This is a genomic window from Bradyrhizobium commune (genome assembly GCF_015624505.1).
Taxonomy (GTDB): domain Bacteria; phylum Pseudomonadota; class Alphaproteobacteria; order Rhizobiales; family Xanthobacteraceae; genus Bradyrhizobium; species Bradyrhizobium commune.
Map to the genome: position 1 here is coordinate 2,452,996 of NZ_CP061379.1, position 23,880 is coordinate 2,476,875.

23 protein-coding genes are annotated in these 23,880 nt (G+C 65.6%); 16 read left to right on the plus strand and 7 right to left on the minus strand.

The window, feature by feature from the left end:
• Positions 1-55: 55 nt before the first annotated feature.
• Complete coding sequence (locus IC761_RS11545; RefSeq protein WP_438265136.1) at positions 56-523, plus strand: tetratricopeptide repeat protein; 468 nt, start codon at positions 56-58, stop codon at positions 521-523.
• 135 nt (positions 524-658) lie between these two features.
• Here the strand turns inward: IC761_RS11545 and IC761_RS11550 are convergent, their stop codons facing one another.
• Both IC761_RS11550 and gspD read right to left on the minus strand, forming a co-directional pair.
• Positions 659-1,252, minus strand: a complete 594-nt coding sequence (locus IC761_RS11550; RefSeq protein ID WP_195803362.1) for a prepilin peptidase — start codon at positions 1,250-1,252, stop codon at positions 659-661.
• A 3-nt stretch (positions 1,253-1,255) separates the two neighbouring features.
• Complete coding sequence (gene gspD / locus IC761_RS11555; RefSeq protein ID WP_195803363.1) at positions 1,256-3,652, minus strand: type II secretion system secretin GspD; 2,397 nt, start codon at positions 3,650-3,652, stop codon at positions 1,256-1,258.
• A 158-nt stretch (positions 3,653-3,810) separates the two neighbouring features.
• Between gspD and IC761_RS11560 the strand changes: the two genes are divergently transcribed.
• The 14 genes from IC761_RS11560 (at position 3,811) to IC761_RS11625 (ending at position 17,332) form a co-directional block, all read left to right on the plus strand.
• On the plus strand, positions 3,811-5,499 hold the full coding sequence (locus tag IC761_RS11560) for a GspE/PulE family protein (protein ID WP_438265116.1): 1,689 nt from the start codon (positions 3,811-3,813) through the stop codon (positions 5,497-5,499).
• An 18-nt stretch (positions 5,500-5,517) separates the two neighbouring features.
• Positions 5,518-6,729, plus strand: coding sequence for a type II secretion system F family protein (locus IC761_RS11565; protein WP_195803365.1), 1,212 nt, complete (start codon positions 5,518-5,520; stop codon positions 6,727-6,729).
• A 28-nt stretch (positions 6,730-6,757) separates the two neighbouring features.
• The gene (gene gspG / locus IC761_RS11570) at positions 6,758-7,213 is read left to right on the plus strand and encodes a type II secretion system major pseudopilin GspG (RefSeq protein ID WP_195803366.1); all 456 of its coding nucleotides are present in this window, start codon (positions 6,758-6,760) and stop codon (positions 7,211-7,213) included.
• Positions 7,176-7,682, plus strand: coding sequence for a prepilin-type N-terminal cleavage/methylation domain-containing protein (locus IC761_RS11575; protein ID WP_195803367.1), 507 nt, complete (start codon positions 7,176-7,178; stop codon positions 7,680-7,682). The genes gspG and IC761_RS11575 overlap by 38 nt, the downstream gene beginning before the upstream one ends.
• Complete coding sequence (locus IC761_RS11580) at positions 7,660-8,058, plus strand: type IV pilus modification PilV family protein (RefSeq protein WP_195803368.1); 399 nt, start codon at positions 7,660-7,662, stop codon at positions 8,056-8,058. The genes IC761_RS11575 and IC761_RS11580 overlap by 23 nt, the downstream gene beginning before the upstream one ends.
• The gene (locus IC761_RS11585; RefSeq protein ID WP_246791492.1) at positions 8,055-8,795 is read left to right on the plus strand and encodes a general secretion pathway protein GspJ; all 741 of its coding nucleotides are present in this window, start codon (positions 8,055-8,057) and stop codon (positions 8,793-8,795) included. The genes IC761_RS11580 and IC761_RS11585 overlap by 4 nt, the downstream gene beginning before the upstream one ends.
• Positions 8,792-9,733, plus strand: coding sequence for a type II secretion system minor pseudopilin (locus tag IC761_RS11590; protein WP_246791493.1), 942 nt, complete (start codon positions 8,792-8,794; stop codon positions 9,731-9,733). Before IC761_RS11585 ends, IC761_RS11590 begins: the two co-directional genes overlap by 4 nt.
• Position 9,734: 1 nt before the next feature.
• Positions 9,735-10,772 (plus strand): PilN domain-containing protein, encoded by a 1,038-nt coding sequence (locus tag IC761_RS11595; protein WP_195803369.1) that lies wholly within the window; start codon positions 9,735-9,737, stop codon positions 10,770-10,772.
• A gap of 8 nt (positions 10,773-10,780) precedes the next feature.
• Positions 10,781-11,362, plus strand: a complete 582-nt coding sequence (gene gspM / locus IC761_RS11600; protein WP_195804628.1) for a type II secretion system protein GspM — start codon at positions 10,781-10,783, stop codon at positions 11,360-11,362.
• 143 nt (positions 11,363-11,505) lie between these two features.
• On the plus strand, positions 11,506-12,207 hold the full coding sequence (locus tag IC761_RS11605) for a hypothetical protein (protein WP_195803370.1): 702 nt from the start codon (positions 11,506-11,508) through the stop codon (positions 12,205-12,207).
• A gap of 96 nt (positions 12,208-12,303) precedes the next feature.
• Entirely contained in the window at positions 12,304-13,875 is a 1,572-nt protein-coding gene (locus IC761_RS11610) for an MATE family efflux transporter (protein ID WP_195803371.1), read from the plus strand.
• Positions 13,876-14,000: 125 nt separating this feature from the next.
• Positions 14,001-15,092: a glycosyltransferase family protein gene (locus tag IC761_RS11615; protein ID WP_195803372.1), complete on the plus strand. Its 1,092-nt coding sequence runs from the start codon at positions 14,001-14,003 to the stop codon at positions 15,090-15,092.
• Positions 15,093-15,101: 9 nt separating this feature from the next.
• Positions 15,102-16,217, plus strand: a complete 1,116-nt coding sequence (locus tag IC761_RS11620; RefSeq protein WP_195803373.1) for a DegT/DnrJ/EryC1/StrS family aminotransferase — start codon at positions 15,102-15,104, stop codon at positions 16,215-16,217.
• Positions 16,214-17,332, plus strand: coding sequence for a glycosyltransferase family 4 protein (locus IC761_RS11625; protein WP_195803374.1), 1,119 nt, complete (start codon positions 16,214-16,216; stop codon positions 17,330-17,332). The genes IC761_RS11620 and IC761_RS11625 overlap by 4 nt, the downstream gene beginning before the upstream one ends.
• A 30-nt stretch (positions 17,333-17,362) precedes the next feature.
• Here the strand turns inward: IC761_RS11625 and IC761_RS11630 are convergent, their stop codons facing one another.
• From IC761_RS11630 to IC761_RS11650, 5 genes are all read right to left on the minus strand, one after another.
• Positions 17,363-18,013 (minus strand): class I SAM-dependent methyltransferase, encoded by a 651-nt coding sequence (locus IC761_RS11630; RefSeq protein ID WP_195803375.1) that lies wholly within the window; start codon positions 18,011-18,013, stop codon positions 17,363-17,365.
• Complete coding sequence (locus IC761_RS11635) at positions 17,997-19,340, minus strand: hypothetical protein (RefSeq protein ID WP_195803376.1); 1,344 nt, start codon at positions 19,338-19,340, stop codon at positions 17,997-17,999. Before IC761_RS11635 ends, IC761_RS11630 begins: the two co-directional genes overlap by 17 nt.
• A 41-nt stretch (positions 19,341-19,381) precedes the next feature.
• Positions 19,382-20,344 (minus strand): UDP-glucuronic acid decarboxylase family protein, encoded by a 963-nt coding sequence (locus IC761_RS11640; RefSeq protein ID WP_195803377.1) that lies wholly within the window; start codon positions 20,342-20,344, stop codon positions 19,382-19,384.
• Positions 20,345-20,460: 116 nt separating this feature from the next.
• The gene (locus tag IC761_RS11645; RefSeq protein ID WP_195803378.1) at positions 20,461-21,210 is read right to left on the minus strand and encodes a glycosyltransferase family 2 protein; all 750 of its coding nucleotides are present in this window, start codon (positions 21,208-21,210) and stop codon (positions 20,461-20,463) included.
• 12 nt (positions 21,211-21,222) lie between these two features.
• Entirely contained in the window at positions 21,223-22,623 is a 1,401-nt protein-coding gene (locus tag IC761_RS11650; protein WP_195803379.1) for a capsular polysaccharide export protein, LipB/KpsS family, read from the minus strand.
• 156 nt (positions 22,624-22,779) lie between these two features.
• On the opposite strand from IC761_RS11650, the gene pseG reads away from it, so the two are divergent.
• The gene (pseG, locus tag IC761_RS11655; protein WP_195803380.1) at positions 22,780-23,874 is read left to right on the plus strand and encodes a UDP-2,4-diacetamido-2,4,6-trideoxy-beta-L-altropyranose hydrolase; all 1,095 of its coding nucleotides are present in this window, start codon (positions 22,780-22,782) and stop codon (positions 23,872-23,874) included.
• Positions 23,875-23,880 lie beyond the last annotated feature (6 nt).

A 23,880-nucleotide genomic window follows, 5' to 3' on the forward strand; every position in this document is an offset into this window, starting at 1 on the left:
CGTTGACGTGTGTGATCGGGGGCTTCGCCGTGCGGTGTTGCGGCCGGGATTGGCGATGATCGCGCTTGTGCTTGCACTGGCTGCGCCGGCCCGCGCCCAGTCGCTCGGCCAGGGCGTGTCTGCCTTCAACCGCCAGGACTATGTCACGGCGTCGCGCATCTTCATTCCGCTCGCCGAGCGCGGCAATGCGGCTGCGCAGTCCTATCTCGGCTTCCTGTTCGAGACCGGCCGCGGCGTGCCGCAGAACTATACGGAGGCCGCGATGTGGTACCGCCGCGCGGCGGAGCAGGGCGACGGCCGCGCCCAATATTCGCTCGGGTTGCTCTACGACCGCGGCCAGGGCGTGCCGCAGGACATCGTCGAAGCCTCCAAATGGCTCAACCTGTCGACCGCGGCCGCACCATCGCGGGTGCGTGAATCCCGCGCCCGGATCCGTGACGCCGTCACCACCAAGATGTCGCGCGGGGAGATCGCCGAGGCCCGCCTGCGGGCGCTGGAATGGGCGCCGAGCCGCGAGCGCTGACCGCTCGCGCCTCGGGTTCCCACAGCCGGCGCGACAAAAATGGCGAAAACAACCCCATGCACAGTAGAAGACGCCGGCCAGCGCGATCCCGCGCGCTTGCGCCGCGATGACCAATCATCCCGATCGTGTCGGGCTTTAGGGCCAGCCGCCGAGCCAGTTCATGTACCAGGTCTCGCCGATCCACCCGATCCAGATCGCGGGCGCCAGGAACAGCCCGAACGGCAGGAAGGCGGTCGCGCGCAGCCGCTTCCTTTGCAAGGCGGTGTTGGCGACATAGGCGCCGATCGCGAGCAGCGCCGCGAGCTCGATCACCGCGGCCACCGTCGCAAGATCGAGCCAGGCGCCGCAGACGGCCGCGAGCTTGACGTCGCCGAGCCCCAGCCCGTCGCGGCCGCGCCAGCGCCGATAGGCGAACATCAACAGCAGGAGCGGAATCGTGACGGAAGCAGCGCGGGCGAGCGGCCATAGCAGCGCCTCGGCGCCCGTATCCGGCACGAACGCGGCGGCGCGGAGCAGGGCGAGCATGAGGGCGGCCCCGGTCAGCTCGTTCGGGATCAGATAATGGCGCGCATCGTTCGCCGCGACAGCGAGCATCAGGGCGGCAAGGAACGCACCGAAAATGCCCTCCGCGCCGGGGGCCGTGACGAGGCTTGCGAACACGCCGACGAGCAATGCGAGGCTGAGGACGAGCGGAGCGCGCGTCCCGTCATGCTCGGCGTCGCTGGTCACGTGCTAGCGCGCCGCCTTGGGCAAGGTGACCACCGGATCGCTGGTTCCGACCAGCCGACCGTTCATCTTGCTGCGCATCTCCTCGGCGATGACATGCGCATCGACGCCGTCCTTGATGACGGTCGGGCGGATGAACAGGATCAGCTCGGTGCGCGCCCGCGCATTGGTCTGGTGCCCGAAGGCGTCGCCGATGCCGGGAATGGAATCCAGGATCGGCAGGCCCTGGCGCTGCGTGTTCTCGGTCTCGCTGATCAGGCCGGCGAGCAGCACGGTCTGCCCGCTCGTCACCGCGATCGAGCTCTTGACCCGGCGCTGCGAGATCGTCGGTGTCAGCGAGCCGGTGCTGCCGGCCGCGACACTCGAAATCTCCTGTTCGATGTCGAGCACGACATTGCCGTTGGCATTGGCGCGCGGCAGCACGCGCAGGATGATGCCGGTGTTCTTGTAGTCGATGGTGTTGACGACGGTGTTGTTGGCGGTCAGCACGGTCGCGGTACCGGTCGAGAACGGCACCTGATCGCCGACCTGCAAGGTCGCTGCCTGGTTGTCCAGCACCACCAGCGACGGGTTCGACAGCACCTTCACATCGGTGACGCTGTGCAGTGCGTCGAGGATGACGCGCGGCGAGTTCTCGGAACCGATCAGGAAGTTGAAGCCCGGCAGCACGCGCCCGAGCAGCGCGCCGGATGCGGCGTTGACGGCGTTGGACGCCGCTTCGACGGCACCGCTGCCGACCGTGGCGGCGTTGCTGACGCCGGAAATCGTGTTGGAGATCGAGCCCTTCTGGCTCGCCAGGAAGAACTGCACGCCATAGTTCAACTGGTTGTTCAGCGTCACTTCGGCGATGGTCGCCTCGATCGCGATCTGGCGTTGCGGCCGGTCGATCTGCCGGATGGTCTGCTCGACGACGCGCTGCGCGTCCTGATTGGCATAGACGAGAACGGCGTTGTTGGTGATGTCGGCGGTGATCCGGACGTTCTGGAGGATGCCGTTGATGCCGGACTTCGAGCCGTTACCGGACTGTCCACCGAAGCCGCTGTCCTGCGCTGGCGTCGCGGATGTGGCAGACGTTGCGGACGCGGCCGGCGCGGGACGGGCGCTGAACGATGATCCCGGCGCTCCGGTGACCGGGGTGGCGGCGCCGGAAGCGGCGGTCGGCAGCGCACTCAACGAGGCGACCGGATTGGTGGAGGACGACGACGTCGAGATGCCCGCGCCGGGCGAGATCTGGCTCGATGCACTGTCGAGCGAGGAATTGCTTGTCGTGCTCTGGTTGAACAGCATGTCGTTCAGCATCGCCACGACCACCTTGGAGTTGCCGTAGCGCAGCGGATAGGACTTCAGGTTCACGCCGTCGGTATCCGAACGATCGAGCCGCGCGATCCAGGTCTGCGCGCGCTTGAGATATTCCGGCTTCTGGCTCACCACGAGGATCGAATTCAGCCGCGCGATCGGCTGGAGCTTGATCACGTTCTGGCTCATCCCGCCTTCGCCGGAATCCATGATCTTCTCGATTTCCGCGATGACCGGCTCGGGTGAGGAATTGCGCACCGGGAAAATACCGACCGATTGTCCGCGCATCCAGTCCGCGTCAAATGACAGAATTGTGTCGACCGCGGTCGCCCGGTCGGTGCCGCTGCCGCTCACGATCAGCGTGTTGCGGGAACTGTCAGGACGCATGGTCGAGGCCTTCACGCCGAAGGCATCGAGCAGCTTGAAGATGTTTTGGGCCGAGGTGTAGCGCAACGGCACCACGGTGATGCCCTGGCCGGCCTCGGCGTTCACCGAGCGGTCGATGCCGCCTGGGCCTGCTTCCGGCGCCGGCAGCAGGCGATAGCCGGTACGGTCGCGCACCAGCGCCACGCCGGACATGCGCAGCGCATTCTCCAGCACGTAAATCGCGTCGGCCTTTGGAACCGGACGGACCGAGGCGAGTGTGACAGTTCCTTGAACGCGGGGATCGATCGTGTAACCGACGTTAAGCACGTCACCAAGGATGACCTTTGCGACGGTCGCAACCGGCGCATTCTCGAAATTGAGATCGTAGCCGCCGCCGGCACCGTCGCGCTCGGCCAGCGCCCCGCCTTGCGGCGTTGCACCATCGCTGAGATAGATCGCGGGCTTCGACGATTTTGCCTGGCCAATGCCGCTCGCCCCTGTCTCCGCAGGTTGTCGCGGCTGGATGTCGAGGCCACGGATCTTGTCGACAAGGTTCTGAGTGCGCGGATCCTTGGGATCGGTTTCGACCGATTGATCGGCGGTGACGATGCAGGCCGTGAGCAAAAAAGCGGACGACAACAGCGCGATCGTTCCAGTCAACGCTGAGCGGCGGCGCAAAAGCGTCTGGACCACTTCGAACAAGATACGCCCACCAACGCTGCGAGTGACTGGAAATTGCATCCGATCCCCGTGGCTCGGACGCGCAATTATTTGCGCCACGATTATGTTTTTGCTAAGAAATAAGTCAAGCGTAAAGGACTTCCGTCGTCCGCGAGAGCTGTTGCTTTCAGGTAAGCGAAAGCTGTTGCTTTCAGGTAACAAGGCAAGCTGTGAGTGCGATGCGAGACCTTTCCGCAGAGAGCTTCCGGCAACATCTCCTGGAGAAATATTCCCTGCCGCCGCGGGCACGCGCCCGTGTGGAGAAATCCGCCAACCCGGCGCTGACGCGCCCCTTGCTCGAATTGTGGGAAGCAACCGATCTCTCTGCGACCGAGTTCGCCGACGAGGTCTCCGACTATTTCGGCCTGGCGCGGCTCGGCCTGCCGCAACTGCTCACAACCACGCCCTGTCTCGATGGTTTCTCCCGCCGCTTCCTGCGTGAATCCACCATCTTTCCGTTCCGCGCGCCGAATGGCGGCTATCGGCTGGCGATCGCCGACCCGTCGGACACAGCCGCGGTGCGCGCCGCCGAGATCGTGTTCGGCGAGACGGTCGAGGTCGTTGTCGCCTCGTTCGAGGACATCACCACGGTGCTCGACCAGCGCGCCGAGGCGGGCGATGCGAAGACCGGCGACGGCGTACGGAGCATCGCGCAGCAATCCGATGATGACATCGAGAGCCTGCGCGATCTCGCCAGCGGCGCACCGGTGGTGCGCGCGCTCAACGATCTTCTGGAGCGCGCGGTCGACCTGCGCGCCAGCGACATTCACGTCGAGCCGTTCCGTGCCGGACTTACGGTGCGCATGCGTGTCGATGGACTGCTGCGTGCGCTGCCGTCGCCGCACGGCATCCCGCCGCAGGCGCTGATCTCGCGCATCAAAATTCTCGCCAGTCTCAACATCGCCGAACGCCGCCTGCCGCAGGACGGCGCGGCGCGCGTGCGCGTCGGGCGCAGCGAGCTCGACGTTCGCGTCGCGACCATGCCGACGCAACACGGAGAGAGCGCCGTCATCCGCCTGCTGCCGCGCGACCGTGGCCTGCTCGAGATGAGCAAGCTTGGCCTCCGCTCGCGCGACGAGGGCGCGATGACGCGTCTGCTGGCGCTGCCGCACGGCATGATCGTCGTCACCGGACCGACCGGCAGCGGCAAGACCACGACGCTCGCCACCATGCTGTCGATCCTGAACGAGCCGACGCGCAAGATCCTCACCATCGAGGATCCGGTCGAGTACGAGATACCCGGCATCAACCAATCCCAGGTCAAGCCGTCGATTGGGCTCACCTTTGCGTCGGCCATGCGTTCCTTCGTGCGTCAGGACCCCGACGTGATCATGGTCGGTGAGGTCCGCGACGCCGAGACCGCGCATATCGCGATCCATGCCGCGCTGACCGGCCATCTCGTCCTGACGACGCTGCACACCGAGACGGCGGCGGCGGCCGTGCCGCGCCTGATCGATCTCGGGATCGAGGGCTTCCTGCTCAAGTCGACGTTGCGTGCGGTGGTCGCGCAGCGCCTGGTGCGCATGCTGTGCGACCGCTGCAAGGTGCCGCATGCGCTGACGGAAGCCGATCTCGCCAAGGACCCGCGCTTTGCCGTGATCGGCTTCAAGTGCGGCGAGGTCGTGCACGAGGCCGGCGGCTGCGAGCGCTGCGGCGGCACCGGCTATCGCGGCCGTAACGGCGTGTTCGAGATCCTCGAAATGTCCGACGAGGTGCGCGCGCTGATCGGACCGCAAACCGACTCTCACTCCATCGATGCCGCCGCGATGCGGGGCGGAATGACGACCATGCTGGAGGATGCCGTCGCCAAATGCCGCTCAGGGCTGACGACGGTGCCCGAGGTCTTCCGCGTCACGACGGTGCGCTAAACCAGGTACGCCAAAAATATGCCGAACTATCGCTACCGCGCGCTCAATGCCAACGGCGAACTGGTCTCCGGGGCCATCGCCGCGGCCGCGCCAGGCGACGTGGCCCAGCGGATCGAGCGGCTCGGCCTGGTGCTGGTCGACAATGTCTCGCCGGAGGAGGGGGGCGTCGCGCGTGGCGCGCTCAGCCTGTTCAACAGGCCGAAGGCCGAAGACGTCACCATCCTCACCCGCGACCTCGCGCTGCTGCTGCGCGCCGGCGCCCGCATCAACGACGGCCTGGAGCTGCTTGCGGCCGATCCCGATTTCGGGAGGCTGCGGCCGGTCGTTGCCGACATCCGCGCGCGCGTCGTCTCCGGCGAGAGCTTTGCCGAGGCGTTAGCGCGGCATGAGGGGTTGTTTCCGCCGATGTACATTGCGCTGGTGCGGGTCGGCGAAGCCTCCGGCTCGCTGGACCAGGTGCTGGAGGTGCTGGCTGGCGAACGCGCGCGTGGCGAGGCGCTGAAGCGCCGGCTGACGGATGCGATCCGCTACCCCGTGTTCGTTCTCGGCGCCGCCGGCTGCGTGCTCTTGTTCTTCCTGACGTTCGTGCTGCCGCAATTTGCCAGCGTCTTGCAGGATTTCGGCGCCAAGGTCGATCCGATCGTCGGCGTGTTCCTCAACATCTCGACCTTCTTGCGTGGCAATTCCGATGCGGTGCTCGCCTCCCTTGCCATCGCGGTTGCCGCAACCTGGCTCTTGTTGCGTCAGGAGCGCGTCCGCCGCGGCATCACCAATATGATCACACGGCTGCCGGCGATCCGTAGCGTGATGGGCCAGTACCGCACGGCGCTGTTCTGCCGCAATCTCGGCCTGCTGCTCGGCAGCGGCGTCAACCTCACCACGACGCTGCGCATCCTGATCGACATGATGGCGACGACCGGGCCGTCCGCGGTGTGGAGCGATGCCGCCGACCGCGTTCGTCACGGCTCGAAATTGTCCGACGCGCTAGCAGAGACCAACGCATTGCCGGCGATGGCGGTCCGCATGCTTCGCCTCGGCGACGAGACCGGGCAGTTGCCGATGCTGTCGGGCCGTGTCGCCGAGTTCTATGAGAGCAAGCTGCAACGCACCCTCGACCGCGCGGTCGGCATTGCGGGGCCGGCGGCGATCATCGCGATCTCCCTGGTCGTCGGTGGCCTGATCACGTCGGTGATGACGGCGCTGATGTCGGTGAGCCAGATTGTCGGTTAGAATATCAGGGAAACGGGAGGGGCTCGAGATGATCAAACATCCATCGTCAAGGCGCGGTCGCCGGCGCGCTGGCCGAGGGGAGGCCGGCTTCACCCTGGTCGAGATGCTCGTCGTCATCACCATCATCGGGATGATCATGGCGCTGGTCGGCCCGCGGGTGCTGAACTATCTCAGCGAGTCCAAGGCCAAGGCGGCCAAGATCCAGATCGAAAGCTTTTCCAGTGCGCTCGATCTCTACTACCTCGATCTCGGCCGCTATCCGACGTCGAATGAAGGCCTCGTCGGGCTGACGCGCAGCAACAATCAGGCCGGCTGGAACGGGCCTTATCTACGCGGTGGCGTGGTGCCCAACGATCCCTGGGGCCATGTCTATGTCTATCGCTCGCCGGGCGCGAGCTCACCCTACGACATCATCTCCCTCGGATCGGACGGTCAGGAAGGCGGCAGTGGAACGGCAGCCGACATTGTCAGCGGTGCGCGCTGAGCCGATGCGGGATGCGCAAGGCTTTGAACGGGGCTTTGCGCTGATCGAGATCCTGTGCGTGCTTGCGATCATCGCGCTGCTCGCGGCCATCATCCTGCCCGCGATCCCGCGTTCGACGACGCGGGCGAAGCTGGAAAGCTACGCGGTCGAAACCGCGACGCTGCTGAAGGCGGACCGCAACTCGGCGCTGCGCCGGCAGGTGTGGGTGGCCACCCAGGTGGATGCTGAGGCGCGCTCGATCCGCTCCGGCGTTACCGGACAGACCATCCGCCTGCCGCGCGACGTCGTCGTGCAGGCGACGCTGGCCTCGCGCTGCGCCGATCGCCGCACGGGACGGTCGATCGATTTCTTTCCGTCGGGCATGTCGTGCGGCGGCGTGATCGCGCTGGCGCGGCCCGGCATGGGCTATGAGGTACGCGTCAACTGGCTGACCGGAGGCGTCGAGATTGTTCCGCAGAAGCTGCTCTGACGGCGCCGCCGGATTCACCCTGATCGAGGCGCTGGTCGCGCTTGCGATCATTGCCATCGTGCTCGGCACGATCGGCTCGGTCATCGCCACGACGGCGAAGGGCACGCGTTCGATCGACCAGCGCCTGGTACTGGCCGGCACGGCCGAGACGCTGCTCGCGGACTTGCCGCCGCGGGCGGTGCTCAAGCCCGGCCGGCAGAGCGGCGAGCTTGCAGGCAGCCGCTGGCGCGTCGATGTTGCGCCGATGAATGTGGCTGGCGGCAATCCCGCCACCGATCGCTTCGTGCCGCTGGCGGTCAATCTGCGCCTCCAGCGTCCCGACGGCAGTGCGATCCAGATCACGACGGTGAAGCTGGTGCCAAGACCCACCCAATGACCAGCGCAATGACCCGCACGATGACCCGCGCCATGAAACGGCTGCACCGCGCGCTCGGCCCCGAGGCGGGCTTCACCCTGCTCGAAGTGCTGCTCGCCACGCTGCTGATGACGGTGATCCTGGCCGCGCTTGCGACCGTGACGGCGCAGTGGCTGCCGAACTGGAATCGCGGCATCGCGCGCGTGCAGCGCGCCGAACGTCTCGCCACCGGCCTCGACCGCATCGTTGCCGATCTGTCGGTCGCCGAGCAGATGACGGTGAACGGCGACGCCAAGGCGCCGCTGTTCGACGGCGCCGAATTGTCCGTGACCTTCCTGCGCACGGCGCTCGGCCCGAGCGCGCGTCCGGGCCTCGAATACATCCGCTTCATCGAGAAGGCCGACGCGCAGGGGCTCGCGCTGGTGCGCGAGCGCGCGCCGTTCCAGCCGATGGCGACAGACGGGCAGATCCGCTTCGTCGACCAGGTCGTGCTGATCCGCGCGCCGTTCCGCGTGAGCTTCGCCTATGCCGGGCCTGATAGGAAATGGCAGCCCGCCTGGCACGGTCAGGCGCAACTGCCAGACCGCATCCGCATCACGGTGCGCGACGGCGCCAACGGCCAGGTGCTGGCGGTCTCGGCGGCCGTGGTGACGCACATCACCGCGCCGGCCGAATGCGCGCGCGCCAAGAATCCGACGACCTGCCTGACGGCGGGCACAAGGCCGCAACAGGCGCAGAAAGAGGAGCAGCAGCTTTGAGCGGAGCGACGCACGACCGGGCGGCGCTTGACGATCGCCGCGGCTTCGCCGCTTTTGGCGATGGCCGCGGCTTCATCGTTGTCGTGGTGCTCTGGATGCTGGCTGCACTCGCCGCGCTCGCACTGATCTACCTGACCTATGTCACCAACACCGCCGTCACCGTTGCCGTCAACGCCGACCGGTTGCAGGCCGACGCGCTGATGAACGCCGGCCTCGAGCTCACGGCCTACCGGCTGACCGCGCAGAACGAGGCGACACGCCCGACCAGCGGCACCTTCAACGCCCGCGTCGGAGCGGGCCGGGTGAGTGTGACGTTCCGCTCGGAGGCCGCACGCATCGATCTCAACATGGCACCGAAGCCAATTCTCGCGGGCCTGATGATGGCGCTCGGCGTCTCCGAGACGGATGCGCCGACCTATGCCGACCGGATCATGGCGTGGCGGTCATCGACCGAGGCGGGCCAGGACAATCCCGAGGATTCGTACTACCGTACGCTCGGCGCGCCCTATCTGCCGCGCCACGCGCCGTTCCCGCACAGCGACGAGCTGTGGCTCGTGCGCGGCATTCCACCGGCCGTGATCGAGCGCGTGCTGCCCTACGTCACCGTGTTCAGCAACATGCGCACGGTGAACGTGCTGGACGCCGCGCCGCAAGTGGTGGCGGCGTTGCCCGGCATGACGCCGGAGACCCTGCAACGGCTGCTGCGCGACCGCGCCGATCCCAACGTCGACCCGCGATCCCTGGTCGGGCTCGCCGGCAGCGCCAGCGCGACGACCGAGGGCGCGAAGACCTACCGCCTGACGATCGCCGCGGAATCGCCGGCACACCGCGCGAGCGCGGCCGAGATCGTCATCCTGCTTCTCGACAGCGGCGATGAGCCCTATCGTGTATTGTCGTGGCACAACGCCTTCGACGGCTCCGCCGGAAAGCCTCTGTAAGATGAGCTCGCTCAGTTCCCTTCGCGCCATTCTCGATGCCTGGACCGGTACGGTGGCAGGCTCCGTTGTCGCCGGGCTTGAGCGGATGGTGTCGCCGCGCCTGGTGCGGCTGGTCGAGGATGACAAGGGCATATTCGCACTGGAGACTGCGAAGCCGGAGAACAGCCTCAAGACCATCGCGTTCGAGGACGGCAAGTTCGCTGCCGCCGGTCTCGCCCAGATCGTTCGCGGCAGCCGCGTCGAGATTGTGCTACGGCCGGCGCGCTTCCTGTTTCGCCCGCTGGAGCTGCCGGCGCGAGCGGCCGATTTCCTCGACGGCATCGTGCGGGCGCAGATCGATCGGCTGACGCCCTGGAGCGCCGCTGAGGCCGTGTTCGGTTGCAGCGTGCCAGTGGCCCAAGGCAGCGAGGGCATCACCACGCTGATCGCAGCGGCCCCGCGCAGGCTGGCCATGGGTTGTGTCGAGGCGGTGTCCCCCTATCATCCGTCCGCGATCGCGATCGTGACGGAGGCTGCCGAGGGCGGGCGCATCAAGGTGTTCGAGCAGAGGTCGCGCGGTGCGGTCGATCCGGCCCGGTTGAGCCGGACGCTGCAGATGGTGCTGGGCGTTGCCGCAATCGTCGCCGTAGCCGGATCGATCGCCGCCGGCTATCTCGCCGACAGCCTCAGCGCGCAGGAGAGCGAGCTCGAGCGCCAGATCACCCAGCGCCGCGCCGCGATCCGCGGCAGCGATGGCGGCGAGCGCTCGCCGCTCGCGCTGCTGGAGCGGCGCAAATACGACACGCCGGCGAGCGTGATCGTGCTGGAATCGCTGAGCCGCGTTCTGCCGGACCACACTTATGTCACCGAGCTGCACCTGGCCGGCGACAAGCTCCAGATCGCCGGCATCACGCGCGATGCGCCTTCGCTGATCCCGCTGATCGAGCAGTCCCAGCATTTTGCCCGCGCGACCTTCTATGCCCCGACCACGCGCGCCGCGTCGGATCCCGGCGAGCGCTTCCACATCGAGGCGCAGATCGAGCCGAGGAACGCGCCATGAGCACGGGCATGAGCGCGCCGGGCATCGCGAGCGGAAATGCAGTTGCGCGGGCGCTGCACGGCTCGCCGCTGATCGCGGTCACGCTCTATCTCGCGGTGACGGGCGGGCTGTTGCTGATGGCGGGCCTGTCGATCGCCGACGTCATCGCCCACCGCCAGGCGCTGGCACAGACCTCCGACCTGCTCGACCAGCTGCGCGGCCGCAAGGGAGCGGCCAAGAATGCCGCGGCAGCCCTGGCCGAGCATCCCGGCACGCCGTTCCTGGAAGGGCCGACCGTGACGGTCGCCGGCGCCAATCTGTTGCAGCGGGTCGCGGCCGCCGTCGGCAATGTCGGCGGCTCAGTGCAGTCCTCGCAGGTCGACCTAACAGGCGCGCAAGTGAAGGACGGCTTCGTCGGCCTCGTCGTCAGCTGCGAGCTGGAGCAGCCGGCGCTGCAGAAGGTTCTCTACGATCTCGAAGCCGGCATGCCGTTCCTGTTCGTCGATCAGCTCGACGTCCAGGTGCCGCAGACGACGGCTTTGAGCGATGCCGGCACCGGCCGCATCAGGGTGATCTTGGGCGTTTCCGGCCAGTGGCAGGCGGGGAAGTAGGGCGGGATTTTCAGGCATGGCAACATGCCGGACGCAAAGGCGGGTTCCGGAGCAGGTTGATGGCGAGGCGCATCGGGCCTAGTTTGCTGAGGAAGGCTTGCCGCGTGCTGGCGCGGCCGCAATGGAACTTGCAAGGAATTCTGATGTCCGGATGGCTGAGACCGACGGGATTGGCCGTGTTGTGCGCGGTGGTGGGCATTGCCGAAACGATGGCCGCCACCTCGTCGCGCATTGATATCCTGCCCGACGAAGTCGCAGGCACTCCCTCCGAGAGCATCGATGTCGGCGCGTTGCGGCCGATCGCCAGTCCCGCGCGGGCTGTGAGCAAGCCGGCTCTCCGCGGCAATCCGCTGTGGTCGGTGCCGTTCTCGGCGCTGACCGTGACCCAGGAGCGCCCGATCTTCTCGGCGACGCGCCGGCCACCGCCGCGCGCGGTCGCCGTGTCCCCGGTTGAAGAGACGCATGCGCCGCCGCCGCCGAAGCCGGCCGACGCGCCACCGCCGCTGACGCTGGTCGGGGCCGTGATCGGCGAGGGCGATGCGATCGCGATCCTCGTCAACCGCATCGACCAGAAGGTCGTTCGCCTGCGCCAGGGCGAGTCGCTCGACGGCTGGTCGCTGACCGCGGTTCAGCCGCGCGAGGTGACGTTCAAGCAGGGCGATCGCAGCGAAGTGCTGGCGCTGCAACGGCCGGACGGGACGACTGCGCCTGCCGGCTCGCCCGCAACCGCGCCTGCGCCGGCGGATGCCGAAGGCAAGCTGACGATGCCGACCACGGCCAACACGTCGTTCGCGCCCTTCGCGCCGCGGTCCACGCCGAAGAACGGCGAGTCGGACGGGCTCTGATCGCCGTCCGATGCCATTGCCTGAGCCGTCCAACCGCCTTAAGACGCGCCTTCAAGGCCCTGCGCCGGGCCGATCGAGCGCCGGGAAGGATGCGGCTTGACCGACACGCAGACTGACGCGCCGGGCAAGGCCGACGATCGGGGCGGTGCCGGCCGCGGCCGCCGGCTCATTCGCGGCTGGTCGGCGAATCTGGTCCAGATGATGCTGGGCCTGACCCAGCAGCTGCTGCTGATCCCGGCCTTCCTGCACGTCTGGAGCGGCGATGTGCTCGCGGCGTGGCTGGCGATCTATGCGGCCGGCAGCCTCATCGTCGTCGCGGATGCGGGATTGCAGCTTCGCGCCATCAACCGGTTTCTCGCTTTCAAATCCTGCGTCGATTGCGACGGGCGGACTGCGAATTTCTATGCGGCGATGCTGCGGATCTATCTCGCTGTCGTGGCGGTGCTGGCTGTGCTGTTGCTGCTTGCCACGTCTCTGATTCCGCCCTCGGTGGTATTCGGGTTTCGCGGGACCGCGTCCTTCGATTCCGCGTTCGTGGTGATGACACTGGGAATGCTGGTGAGCCTGCCTGCAAACGTCGCCTCCGCCCTCTATCGGGCGCGCGGCCAATATGGTCGCACGGCGTGGCTCTTGAACGGCGCATTGCTGCTCGGTCAGATCGCGCAGCTTTTTGCGATCGCGCGGTTCGGCAGCCTTGTCGCCGTCGCAATCGCCTACGTCTCGATGCAGATCCTGCTGGCTGCCGTCCTTCTCGTCGACGCGCCGCATCTGTTTCCGTTCCTGCGCCGTGATCTGCGTCGCGCGCGATCGTGGTCCGCGTCGCTGCGCTGGAGCGTCGGGCAGTTCGGCCGCGCATTTCCCTTTGCCATCGCCAACGTCACCGAGCTCGCGCTCGTCAATCTTCCGGTGCTGCTGGTCTCCGCGCTCGTCACCGACCGCGTCGCGGTGGCGCAGTGGGGGTTGACGCGCGTGATCGCGAGCCTCGTGCGCGGGCTCTGCCTGCAACTGGCGCTTCCGCTCGCCGCCGAACTCGGTCATGACTACGCCATCGGCGATCGTGAGCGCCTGAGCCGGCTTTATGCGCGTGGATCGGTGTTCGTCACGATCCTGGCGAGCTCGGTTGTCGCCGCGCTGATGCCGTTCTGGGGCGACTTCTTTACGTTGTGGACGCACGGGAGCATTCCCTACGACGCGCCCCTTGCGGTCACCCTTCTGCTCGGTTCGGCCGCCGCGGCGCCGTCGCTGCTGGCATTGGCATTCGCCAGCCACAGCAATCGCGGCGATCTCCTGATCCGCGGCAAGGGGCTGCAGCTCGTGGTTTTCCTGGTGTTGTCCTTTGTCCTGACGCCCCGGCTCGGGCCGCTGGGCGCAGCCCTTGCCATCGTCGCGAGCGACATCCTGGTGCAATCCGGCCTGCTGGCCTTCGTAATCATAGGACAGACCCTGGAGCATCCGGTTCGGCACACCGGATTCCTGATCCTCGTCTCTGTCACCATCGTGCTGTCCGGCTGGGGCGCCGGCCTCGCGGCCGCGTGGCTCGCGCCGGGCACGGGGCTCGTCCATTTTTTCGCGGAATGTGCAATCTGGCTGAGCTTCGCAGGGGCCGCGGCAAGTCCCCTGATGGTCAAGGGATTTCGGCAAACATTGATCGCCGCCATCCCGCGCTAAGCCCCGGATTTTGCTTGACCTTCGGGGAGGGCGGAGGTTGAGTGCGCGCGACCTGCCAAGGCTAGGTCCCCCAAGGCATCTCATCCTATCCAAGACGATCTATCCAAAGACAATCGGACGCGTTTGTGAGGCTTTTCCAGAACTGCAGGTACTATCCCTCGCTGCGCCCGAGGCTTCGCGACCTGACCCGGCACACCCCGACATTTGCCGGCAAGATGGATGTGTTCAAGCAGTTCCGCCATGCCGGATGCCACATCCTGCTGCCGGTCGACCAACGCGCCGAATGGGCATTTTTCGCTTACGGGGATGACCTGGAGGTGCAGCGGGTCTGGGCCAGCGAGCAGGGCATGAAGGCGCGCGCCACGGCCGCCGAAATCCTCAAGGCCCAGATCGAGCATCATCGCGCGGACGTGTTCTACAACCAGGACACCACCGGCTGGCCGTCCGATTTCATCAACAGCCTGCCCGGATGCGTGAGGCACGTCATCGCCTGGCATGCGGCGCCGCTTCTCGACGTGGCGTTCGCCGACTACGACCTCGTCGTCTGCAATTTCCCCTCGATCCTCGCCTCGATCGCCGCCCGCGGCGCACGGACGGACTATTTCTTTCCCGGCTATGATCGCGAGCTCGATCCGTTCGCCGCGCGCCAGGACCGGCCCATCGACGTGCTGTTCGTCGGCGGCTATTCGCGCCATCACCGGCAGCGCGCCGCCGTGCTCGAGCAGGTGGCGGGGCTCGCGGGTGAGCATCATGTCGTGTATCACCTCGACAGGTCGCGGCTGTGCCGTCTGGCCGAATCTCCGATCGGCCGGCTGCTGCCGCTGGCCGAGCACAGGCGGCCCGAGGCGGTCAGGTCGATTGCACAGCCTCCCGTCTTTGGGCGCGACTATTACGAGGTTCTCGGCGCGGCCAAGATCGTGCTCAACGGCGCCATCGACATGTCGGGCGAGGATCGCGGCAACATGCGCTGTTTCGAGGCGATGGGCGCGGCGTCGCTTCTTCTGTCGGATGATGGTAACTATCCCGAGGGGATGGTCGATGGGGACACGCTCGTGACGTACAGCTCGCCCGAAGATGCGGTCAGGCAGATTCGCAGGCTGCTCGACGATTCGGCGCTATGGGCAAAGATCGCGCGCGCCGGCCACGACATGCTGACGACGCGCTATTCCAAAGAGGTGCAATGGCAGCGCTTCGAAGCGCTCGTCGCGTCGCTTTAGAAAGTCCACATGACAGACAGCTTCATTCCGATTTCAAAGCCGACGATCGGCCCGCGCGAGAGAGAACTGGTTCTGGCCGCGCTGGATTCCGGCTGGGTCTCCTCGATCGGCGAATATATCGACCGGTTCGAGGCGGAGTTCGCCAAATATTGCGGCACCCGCTACGCGCTGGCGGTGAGCAACGGCACGACCGCGCTTCACCTTGCGTTCGCGACGCTCGACCTGAAACCGGGCGACGAGGTCATCGTGCCCGACCTCACCTTTGTCGCAACGGCGAATGCGGTGGCCTACACCGGCGCGACGCCGGTGCTGGCCGACGTCGATCCCGACACGCTGTGTCTCGATCCCGCCTCCGTCCGTGCGCTGATCTCGCCTCGCACCAAGGCGATCGTTCCGGTGCATCTCTACGGCCACCCCGCGGACATGGACGCGCTGACGGAAATCGCGGACTCGCATGGCATTGCCATCATCGAGGACGCGGCGGAGGCGCATGGCGCGGAATATCGGGGGCGTCGTGTCGGCGGTCTCGGCAAATGCGGCGTCTTCTCCTTCTACGGCAACAAGGTGATCACGACCGGCGAAGGCGGCATGCTGACCACCGACGACGAGGCGTTCTGGCAGCGCGCCAAGCGCCTGCGCGATCACGCGATGAGCCCGACCCGGCGCTACTTCCACGAGGAGCGCGGCTTCAACTACAGGATCACCAATCTCCAGGCCGCGCTCGGCGTCGCCCAGCTCGAACGGATCGGTGAGTTTCTGGCCCGTCGGGCCGAGATCATGGACTGGTATCGGCAAGTCGTCGGTGTTAGCGACAGCGTTCGGCTCAACCGGGTGAAGAACTGGGCGAAGAGCGCCTATTGGATGGTTTGTCTCGAGGTCGATGCCTTCGACGCCGAGCGGCGCGACGAGTTCATGCGGCTGCTGAAAGCGCGCGGTATCGATTCCCGGCCCTATTTCTGCACGATGTCGGCGATGCCGATGTACCGGCAGAAGGGACTGCCCGTGGCCGGCCGCAAGGCGGATATCGGTCTCAACCTGCCGTCTTATTTCGACATGACGAAGTCGGATGTCGAGCGCATCGGCAGCGAAGTGAACGACATCCTGAAATCGATGGGCGTGGTGTGAGCGTCAGGCTCGGCGTCATCGCGCTTGCCGGTCCGAACAACGGCGGGACTTACCAGTATACGCTGGCGATGCTTCACGGCCTCCAGCATGTCGTTGGCTTCGACATCACCCTTTATGGCGACCCGACCAACCCGGACTTCCTCGAGTTCGGCTATCCGATCCGTCCTTTCGAGGAGAGCCGCTGGCGGCAGTTGACCGCGCTGGCCGCGCACCGGTTGCATGTTAGGCTGCCCGATCCATTCGGTTCTGAGGATTTGCTGCTTGCGCCGATCTTCTCGCTGGCCCTCTTGCATACGTCAAAACCGTTCGCCTTCACGCTGCATGATTTGCAGGAGAACTACTATCCGCAGAATTTTTCGGCCCGGCAGCGGATCTGGCGGCACGCGATCTACGCAGGCCTGCTCGGCCGCGCGCGGCGCGTGATATGCGAGTCGCGCTACGTCAAGGCCGACATTGTCGGCTCGTTCGGCGTCGCGGATGAACGGATCGAGATCATTGCCGCTCCGCCGCAGCGTCAGTTCATGACCGCGCAATCGGACGCCGAGCTCGACGAGGTGCGCCGGCGACTGCAATTGCCGTCGCGGTTCCTGTTCTACCCGGCGCAGTTCTGGGTCCACAAGAATCATCTGCGGTTGGTCGAGGCCTTCAACGAAGTCCTCAAGGAGGCGCCCGATCTCAAGCTGGTGCTGACGGGAAAACAACGCGACGAATATCGCAACGTAATGGACGCGGTGGCTCGGCTGGGTCTCGACCAAAGCGTTGTGCATGTCGGCTTCGTCGAGCGCGACGAGCTCCAGGCGATCTACCGGCTCGCCACGGCGCTTGTGATGCCGTCTCTGTTCGAGAGCATCAGTATCCCGGTCTACGAAGCCTTTCTGGCCGGCGCGCCGGTGATTGCCTCCGGCATCCATGGCATTCCGGAACAGGTCGGCGACGGCGCGCTGTTGTTCGATCCGACGTCGGTCGCCTCGATCAGGGACGCCATTCTGGCCGTCGTCAGGGATGGCGATCTCGCGAGGACGCTCACGGCAAAGGCACGCGAGCGGATGGAGAAGATGACGCCGGAGCACTACGGGGAGCAGCTCCAGTCGCTCCTGAGCGACATGCAGGCGTGACCTCCGGAGAGTGCCCGGGTCGCGCTTCTTTTACGTATTGCCTGTCCGTCGCGCGACGTAGCAGCGCTGGTAGACCAAGGCTTCGGGCAGATGGGGGATGAGAGCCTCTCCGAACGGAAGCCTGATCATCGCCGCTGCGGCGATCCCTCCGATTCCAGCCCTCCAGTAGGCATTCAAATTGCGCCATTGGAGGATCGAGAGGCCGTGTCTGGCAAGCATCTGCACGATGCCGGAATGCGTGTAGTACGACCGGTGCTCGTTCGCGCCTATGATCGGCGCGGAGAGAATGAAAACGCCATCATGCTCGCGGACCAGCTTCTGAAGGAACGCATCCTGCTCGGCCGCCGAGAGATAATAGAGGCATTCGATTGCTGCGATGACATCATAGCCGGCGAAGCTGACGGTCAGAAAATCCGACACCTCGAAGCTCGCAGAGGGGAGGTCCAGCGCTTGCGCGCGCGAGACGGCGATTGCGCTGATGTCGATCCCCTTGACGCTCTTCGCGCGAGAAAAGATCGTCGAGGTGAGATGACCCTCGCCGCATCCAAGCTCCAGGACGGAGCGGCCGTCTACATAAGGCGTGATGACCTTCCCGAGCGCCCGATCGCGGCGTCCCGCGTGCTTGAGGCCCCAGGGGTCGGGAGAGCTGTAGTGCGCGTCAAAATCAATCGCGGTCCGCATTCTGATCCCCTAACAGGCCGCGCGGCATCACGTACCAGAGCAAGAACAGGATGATGGTGCCGTGGGTGAGCATGGCGACCGACAGTGGCACGTTGAGCAGGACATGCGGCAGCACGCCGGCGGACATCAGCACGAAGCGAGGCGAAAGCCCTGCGGAGGCGCGGTTGCCGAGCGCGAGCATCAGGCCCGATCCGAGCGCGGTGAGAGGCGCAAGATAGAGGCCGACGGAGGCAACCCCTTCGGTCGCAAACAGCGACGCATTCAGATTGCCGAAGCCGTAGGTGTTCTGCATCACCACGGCGAGCGGCTCCTGGTAGGGGCAGGACATCAGCGGCTTGAGGACGGAGACCTGGCAGAACCAGGTTTGCGGATGATGAGCGAAGAAATGGTTGTAGATGTCGAGCGCGCTCGATGCCGTCGCGATCATCCGGATGTTGATGATGTCGAACATCCGGATGCGTGCTGCGTCAGCGATCGAATAGATCTCCGTGTGATCGAGGGAGGGGATGGTGATCGATATCAGGATGACGCCGGCGAGCATCGGCAGGAAAAGCGTCAGAAGCGCGGACGTCCTGGCTTCGAAGAAGCGTGAAATGACGGCCAGTGCGATGATCCAGACAGGTGTGAAGAAGGCAAATTTGGTCAGGGTAATCGGATAAAGCAATACAAGCAGGATCAGGACGAGTGCCGTCCGCCAGCGATACCCAAGCAGCCAGTAGCAGGCGAAAGCGAACGGCAGCAATGTGCTGGAAACCCAGCCCGTGAGATACCGCACTGTTCCCGGAAATGCGAGCGCGTCGCGATAGTCGTAGATGTTTTCGATCGTGATGAGGCGGAAATTGTAGATCGAGGCCACGGCGATGGTGCCAATGGAGATCACCAGGATCAGCGTGAGCAGATGCTCGAAGCCGGCACGTGACAGCACGACGAGCTGCCGGAACGGCGCCCGGATGAACAGCATGGGCAACAGCAAGAGCACCAGCGATGCCGCCGCCGAGAACCCGGCGAGCAATCGCGGATAGCTGTACTCGGAGAAGACGTCGATCCACAGAAAGCCCAGGATCATCGTGTAGAAATAGAAGCCGGCGAAATAGCCGAAGCTGAAGCGGGCAGCGACGAACAGCAGCGACACGACGGAGAAGGCGGCCGCGACGGTGACCGCGAGCCAGAGGCGTTCGTCGCTGAAATGGATATAGGACTGGAAGGCCGCGATCTTGATCAGCGACAGGCAGGCGACCGCACTGTGGAGCAGGACCAGGATCGCGAGCGCGGGCTTCGAGCCCAGTCGCAATCGCAGATCCCCGATGATGCGGGATGGCGTGCTCATTGCGGATCGACTTGCTGCGGGCAACACGGGGGCGAGCAGGATCAGGCCAGCTCAAGCGTATGCTTGAAATAGGCGATGGTCTCCTTCAGGCCGTCCTCGAGCGCGACCTTCGGCTCCCAGTTCAGGACCGCCTTCGCCCTGGCGAGGTCGGGCTGGCGCTGCCGCGGATCGTCCTGCGGCAGCGGCTTGAAGATCAACTTCGAGCGCGAGCCGGTCAGCTTGATGACCTTTTCGGCGAGCTCGCGGATCGTGAACTCGGAATTGTTGCCGAGATTGATTGGGCCGGTGACGTCTTCCTCGGTCGCCATCAGCCGCATGATGGCCTCGACGAGATCGTCGACATAGCAGAACGAGCGGGTCTGGCCGCCGTCGCCGAACACGGTGATCGGCTCGCCCTTCAGCGCCTGCACGATGAAGGACGACACCACGCGTCCGTCATTGGGCTGCATGCGCGGCCCGTAGGTGTTGAAGATGCGCGCGATCTTGATCGGCAGGCCGTGCTGCCGCCAATAGTCGAAGAACAGCGTCTCGGCGCAGCGCTTGCCCTCGTCGTAGCAGGAGCGGATGCCGATCGGGTTGACGTTGCCCCAATAATCCTCGGTCTGGGGATGGATGAGGGGATCGCCATAGACCTCGCTGGTCGAGGCCTGGAAGATGCGCGCCTTGAGCCGCTTGGCGAGGCCGAGCATGTTGATGGCGCCGTGCACCGAGGTCTTGGTGGTCTGCACGGGGTCGCGCTGGTAGTGGATCGGCGAGGCCGGGCAGGCCAGATTGAAGATCGCATCGACCTCGATGTAGAGCGGGAAGGTGACGTCGTGCCTGACCGCCTCGAACAGCGGGTTTGCGATCAGATGGGCGATGTTGCGCCGGCTGCCGGTGAAATAATTGTCCGCTGAGACCACTTCGGCGCCCGTCGCGAGCAGCCGCTCGCAGAGGTGCGATCCGATGAAGCCGGCGCCCCCGGTCACGAGGATACGGCTGGTCTTGTAGCTTTCAAACGGCATGATCGTTTCCAGATTACCCGGCCGGGCGGAGCAGGATGACGAGTGGTATCGGCAACGGCAGGGCTCGCCAATAGCCAAATGACGGTTTGGTTTGAGGTATTAAGATACCATATTTTCTAGAATTGCCGCCGCTTCAGCCAGGCGCGCGCGCCCCAATGGCCGAAGCACCAGGCCGATTTGACCAGCGGCAGCTGCTCCACGTTGCGATAGATGTTCCAGACCCATTTGGCGGACCGGACGGGCCGGCTGGAGACTGAGGAGCCCCGGACGCGATAGCGCGCCAGATCCTCATTCAGGCCATAGGCGACGTGGCCACGCCTGAGGATGGAGAGCCACAGGCAGAAATCGTCATAGCCCTCGTTGGTCATGGCGACGGGTCCGGAGATCTCGCGGTCGACCAGCGCTGTCAGCGTCGCGATCGAGGTGTTTTTCAGGAGCTGGTCGTAGCTCAGCTGCGCCGGCACCTCGATCAGGCGGCCGGAACTGGTGTTGGCCTCGTCGATGCGGCGGAACGCGGTGTAGCTGAGTGCGGCGCGCTTTTCGCTGGCAAAGGCGAGCTGTCGTTCGAGCTTGGTGGGCAGCCACAGATCGTCGCTGTCGAGGAAGGCGAGATAGCGGCCCTGCGCCTGGTCGATCGAGGCCTGGCGCGCCAGCGCCGGGCCGCCGTTCTTCGCCTGCCGGATCAGCTTGACGCGGGGATCGCGCTCGCCGATCTCGGCGATGATCGCAGGCGTGCGATCGGTCGAGCAATCATCAGCGATCAGGAGCTCCCAGTCCGTGAAGGTCTGGGCCTGCACCGAATCGATCGTCTCCTCGATGAAGCGCTCGACATTCCAGGACGGCGTGATGATGGAGACAAGGGGCATCGCGTGATCCGTTCAGCCTGCATCGACCGCTTCGACAACCGCGCTTCGCAGCGAAGCCGCAAACGTATCGAGCAGCTTGGGATCGCTGATGTAGAGCTCGCCCGGAAACGAGCGCCGCCACGCGGCTTCGAAATAGGGCGCGCCCTTGGCAGGATCAAACGGGCCGGCCGCCAACGCCTCGCGCAGGCGTGCGGGCACGTCGCGCAGGCGGTCGGCGCGATAGATCAGCGGGCAGGAGCTGTAGAAGGCGTCACCCATCACCACGACCGGCTTGCCGAGCAGCAGCGCCTCGGCGCCGGACTTGCTGTTGACGGAGACGACCGCGTCGGACCGGTTCAACACGGTGTAATTGTTGGTCTGCGGCGGCAGCAGCACGAAATTGTCGAAGCGGCGCGCCAGCTCGAACAGCCGGTCGGCCAAGATCGCGCCGATCTGGGCGGGGTGCTCCTTGACCACCAGCACATGTGAATCCGGAATTGTGCGCAGCAGGAAATCGACGGTGGCGACCTGATCGAGATAATCCGGCGAGCGCAGCGTCAGCGCCATGTCGGCCGGCACGTGGAAGGGATAGTAGACGAAGCGCGTCTCGGGGATCGGACGATAAAGCTTCTTGAGCCGCGTCGCGTTGACGGCCATCGCGGCGTGCACGCGGGCGTGGCGCAGATTGTGCCCGAACTCCTGGTGCTTGCCGAGCGCGAACTGGTCCCACAGCTTTTCGGCAAGGCGGCGCGAGTTGCGCAGGTTGAGCACCTTCTTGAAGGCCGCCGAGTAATGATGCTGATCCTTCTTGGGGATGACGATGGCCTGCTGCTTCAATGTGTCGTCGAGATAGGCGCGCACTTCGGCCGAGATGGCATCGGAGGGCGTGGCCATCACCTGCGGCGCGGCGAGACTGTCGGGCGTGAAGTACATCCGCCCGCGGAAGAACGACGGCTCGATGAACCAGTTGCGGATGCCGCGGCGTCTTGCGGCGTAGAAGCTCGCAATCACCGAGAGGAAGCCGCCGAGCTCCTGCACCAGCACGGCGCGCTTGCCTTGCGCTTCGAGCCGGTCGAGCAAGGCTTCCATGGCGTTGGCATAGATCATGAACCGGCGGCGCAGCGCTGCGGTGTCGCGAATGCCGAAGGTGAAGCGCTCATGGCTGAACAGGAAATTGGAGCCGTCGAGGCCATAGGCCTCGATCCGCGCATCGAATGCCTTGCGGTCCTCGGGCGAGGGGCCGGTCTTGAGGCCCTCGCGGTACATGTTCGTAACCGGCACACCCGCGGCCTCTGACATCTCGGCGCTGCGGTCGTCGAAGGCGAGCAGCTCGACCTCGCAGCCCGTCGCGCGCAGACGCTGCGCGACCGGGAGCCAGAACCGGGTCTGGTATTCCGCGAGCGTCGTGATGAGGATGGTCTTGGGGAAGCTCATGCTGAGGGCAGGGGGGCTCGGTTGCCGTTCCCGCATATAGAAGCCGGTACGATAGCTCAAGCTTGATTAGAGTGAGTTCCGCCGTTGAATTGTGGTAGTTGACGGCCCCATTGGGACGCAAGCTGCCTGTAGAGCAGGACATGCCGGGTCGAATCGATGAAAAATGACCGCGTAATCTTTCGCGTCGACGGGTCGGTCGAGATGGGCATGGGCCATCTGACGCGCTGTCTCACGCTCGCCGGCGCGCTTGCCGAGCACGGCGCGCGCTCGTGCTTTCTGATGCGAGGTCACGCGGCCGGTCTGGCCGAACTGGTACAGCGCAATGGACATGCCGTGCAGCTTCTGCCTGATCCTGACGCCTGGACCCCCGGGACGATCCAGGATGGCGGCCTTCACGCCCATTGGCTGCCGACGACATGGCAAGGGGACGCCGAGCAGACGTCCCGCGCAATGGATGGGCTTGGTCCGGCCGATTGGCTGGTCGTCGATCACTATGCCCTCGATGCTCGCTGGGAGAGCGCATGCCGCCGCGAGGGCCTGCGAATTCTTGCGATCGACGATCTCGCCGATCGCGCGCATGGCTGCGATATCCTTCTCGATCAGAACCTCGTTCGGCAGATGGACACGCGCTATCGTGACAGATTGCCGGAGGCCTGCGTGCGGCTGCTTGGGCCGCGATACGCGCTGCTTCGTCCAGATTTCCTCGCGCAGCGTCGCCTGTTGACAGGCCGCAGCGGCAAGATCGGTCGTATCCTGGTTTGCTACGGCGGCTCCGATCCGACCAATGAGACTGCCAGGGCGGTAAGGGCGCTCGCAAATCTCGCGATCCCGTCGGTCGCGGTCGACGTTGTCGTCGGCATGAGCAATCCGCACGTCGAGTCGATTGCGCGACTTTGCAGCGGATTGCCGCGGGCAGAGGTGCACCGGGGCGCAAACAACATCGCCGAGCTGATGCGACAGGCAGACCTTTCGATCGGCGCTGGCGGCGTGATGAGCTGGGAGCGTTGTTGTCTGGGCCTGCCAGCCGTGGTGGTCGACATTGCCGCAAACCAGGTTGGTGCATTGACGGCGCTGGCTGATAGGGGGGCGGCTCTCTATCTCGGGGCGGCCGCCTCCGTCACCGTCGAAGCGCTAGGCAATGCCATTGGCGAACTGATGGACGATTCGAACCGGGCGAGAGCGCTCGGGGAGGCCGCCTTTGCGCTTGTCGACGGCGAGGGGCGGAGCCGGGTCGCGGCCGCCTGCGGATAGGTCGTT

Excerpts from the sequence above, each read along its gene's own strand:
- IC761_RS11560 (WP_438265116.1), top strand. The coding sequence starts at position 3,811 with ATGCGAGACCTTTCCGCAGAGAGCTTCCGGCAACATCTCCTGGAGAAA.
- IC761_RS11630 (WP_195803375.1), bottom strand. The coding sequence starts at position 18,013 with ATGCGGACCGCGATTGATTTTGACGCGCACTACAGCTCTCCCGACCCC.
- gspD (WP_195803363.1), bottom strand. The coding sequence starts at position 3,652 with ATGCAATTTCCAGTCACTCGCAGCGTTGGTGGGCGTATCTTGTTCGAA.
- IC761_RS11565 (WP_195803365.1), top strand. The coding sequence starts at position 5,518 with ATGCCGAACTATCGCTACCGCGCGCTCAATGCCAACGGCGAACTGGTC.
- IC761_RS11595 (WP_195803369.1), top strand. The coding sequence starts at position 9,735 with ATGAGCTCGCTCAGTTCCCTTCGCGCCATTCTCGATGCCTGGACCGGT.
- IC761_RS11645 (WP_195803378.1), bottom strand. The coding sequence starts at position 21,210 with ATGCCCCTTGTCTCCATCATCACGCCGTCCTGGAATGTCGAGCGCTTC.
- IC761_RS11635 (WP_195803376.1), bottom strand. The coding sequence starts at position 19,340 with ATGAGCACGCCATCCCGCATCATCGGGGATCTGCGATTGCGACTGGGC.
- gspM (WP_195804628.1), top strand. The coding sequence starts at position 10,781 with ATGAGCGCGCCGGGCATCGCGAGCGGAAATGCAGTTGCGCGGGCGCTG.
- IC761_RS11620 (WP_195803373.1), top strand. The coding sequence starts at position 15,102 with ATGACAGACAGCTTCATTCCGATTTCAAAGCCGACGATCGGCCCGCGC.
- gspG (WP_195803366.1), top strand. The coding sequence starts at position 6,758 with ATGATCAAACATCCATCGTCAAGGCGCGGTCGCCGGCGCGCTGGCCGA.
- IC761_RS11650 (WP_195803379.1), bottom strand. The coding sequence starts at position 22,623 with ATGAGCTTCCCCAAGACCATCCTCATCACGACGCTCGCGGAATACCAG.
- IC761_RS11545 (WP_438265136.1), top strand. The coding sequence starts at position 56 with ATGATCGCGCTTGTGCTTGCACTGGCTGCGCCGGCCCGCGCCCAGTCG.
- IC761_RS11585 (WP_246791492.1), top strand. The coding sequence starts at position 8,055 with ATGACCAGCGCAATGACCCGCACGATGACCCGCGCCATGAAACGGCTG.
- IC761_RS11640 (WP_195803377.1), bottom strand. The coding sequence starts at position 20,344 with ATGCCGTTTGAAAGCTACAAGACCAGCCGTATCCTCGTGACCGGGGGC.
- IC761_RS11605 (WP_195803370.1), top strand. The coding sequence starts at position 11,506 with ATGTCCGGATGGCTGAGACCGACGGGATTGGCCGTGTTGTGCGCGGTG.
- pseG (WP_195803380.1), top strand. The coding sequence starts at position 22,780 with ATGAAAAATGACCGCGTAATCTTTCGCGTCGACGGGTCGGTCGAGATG.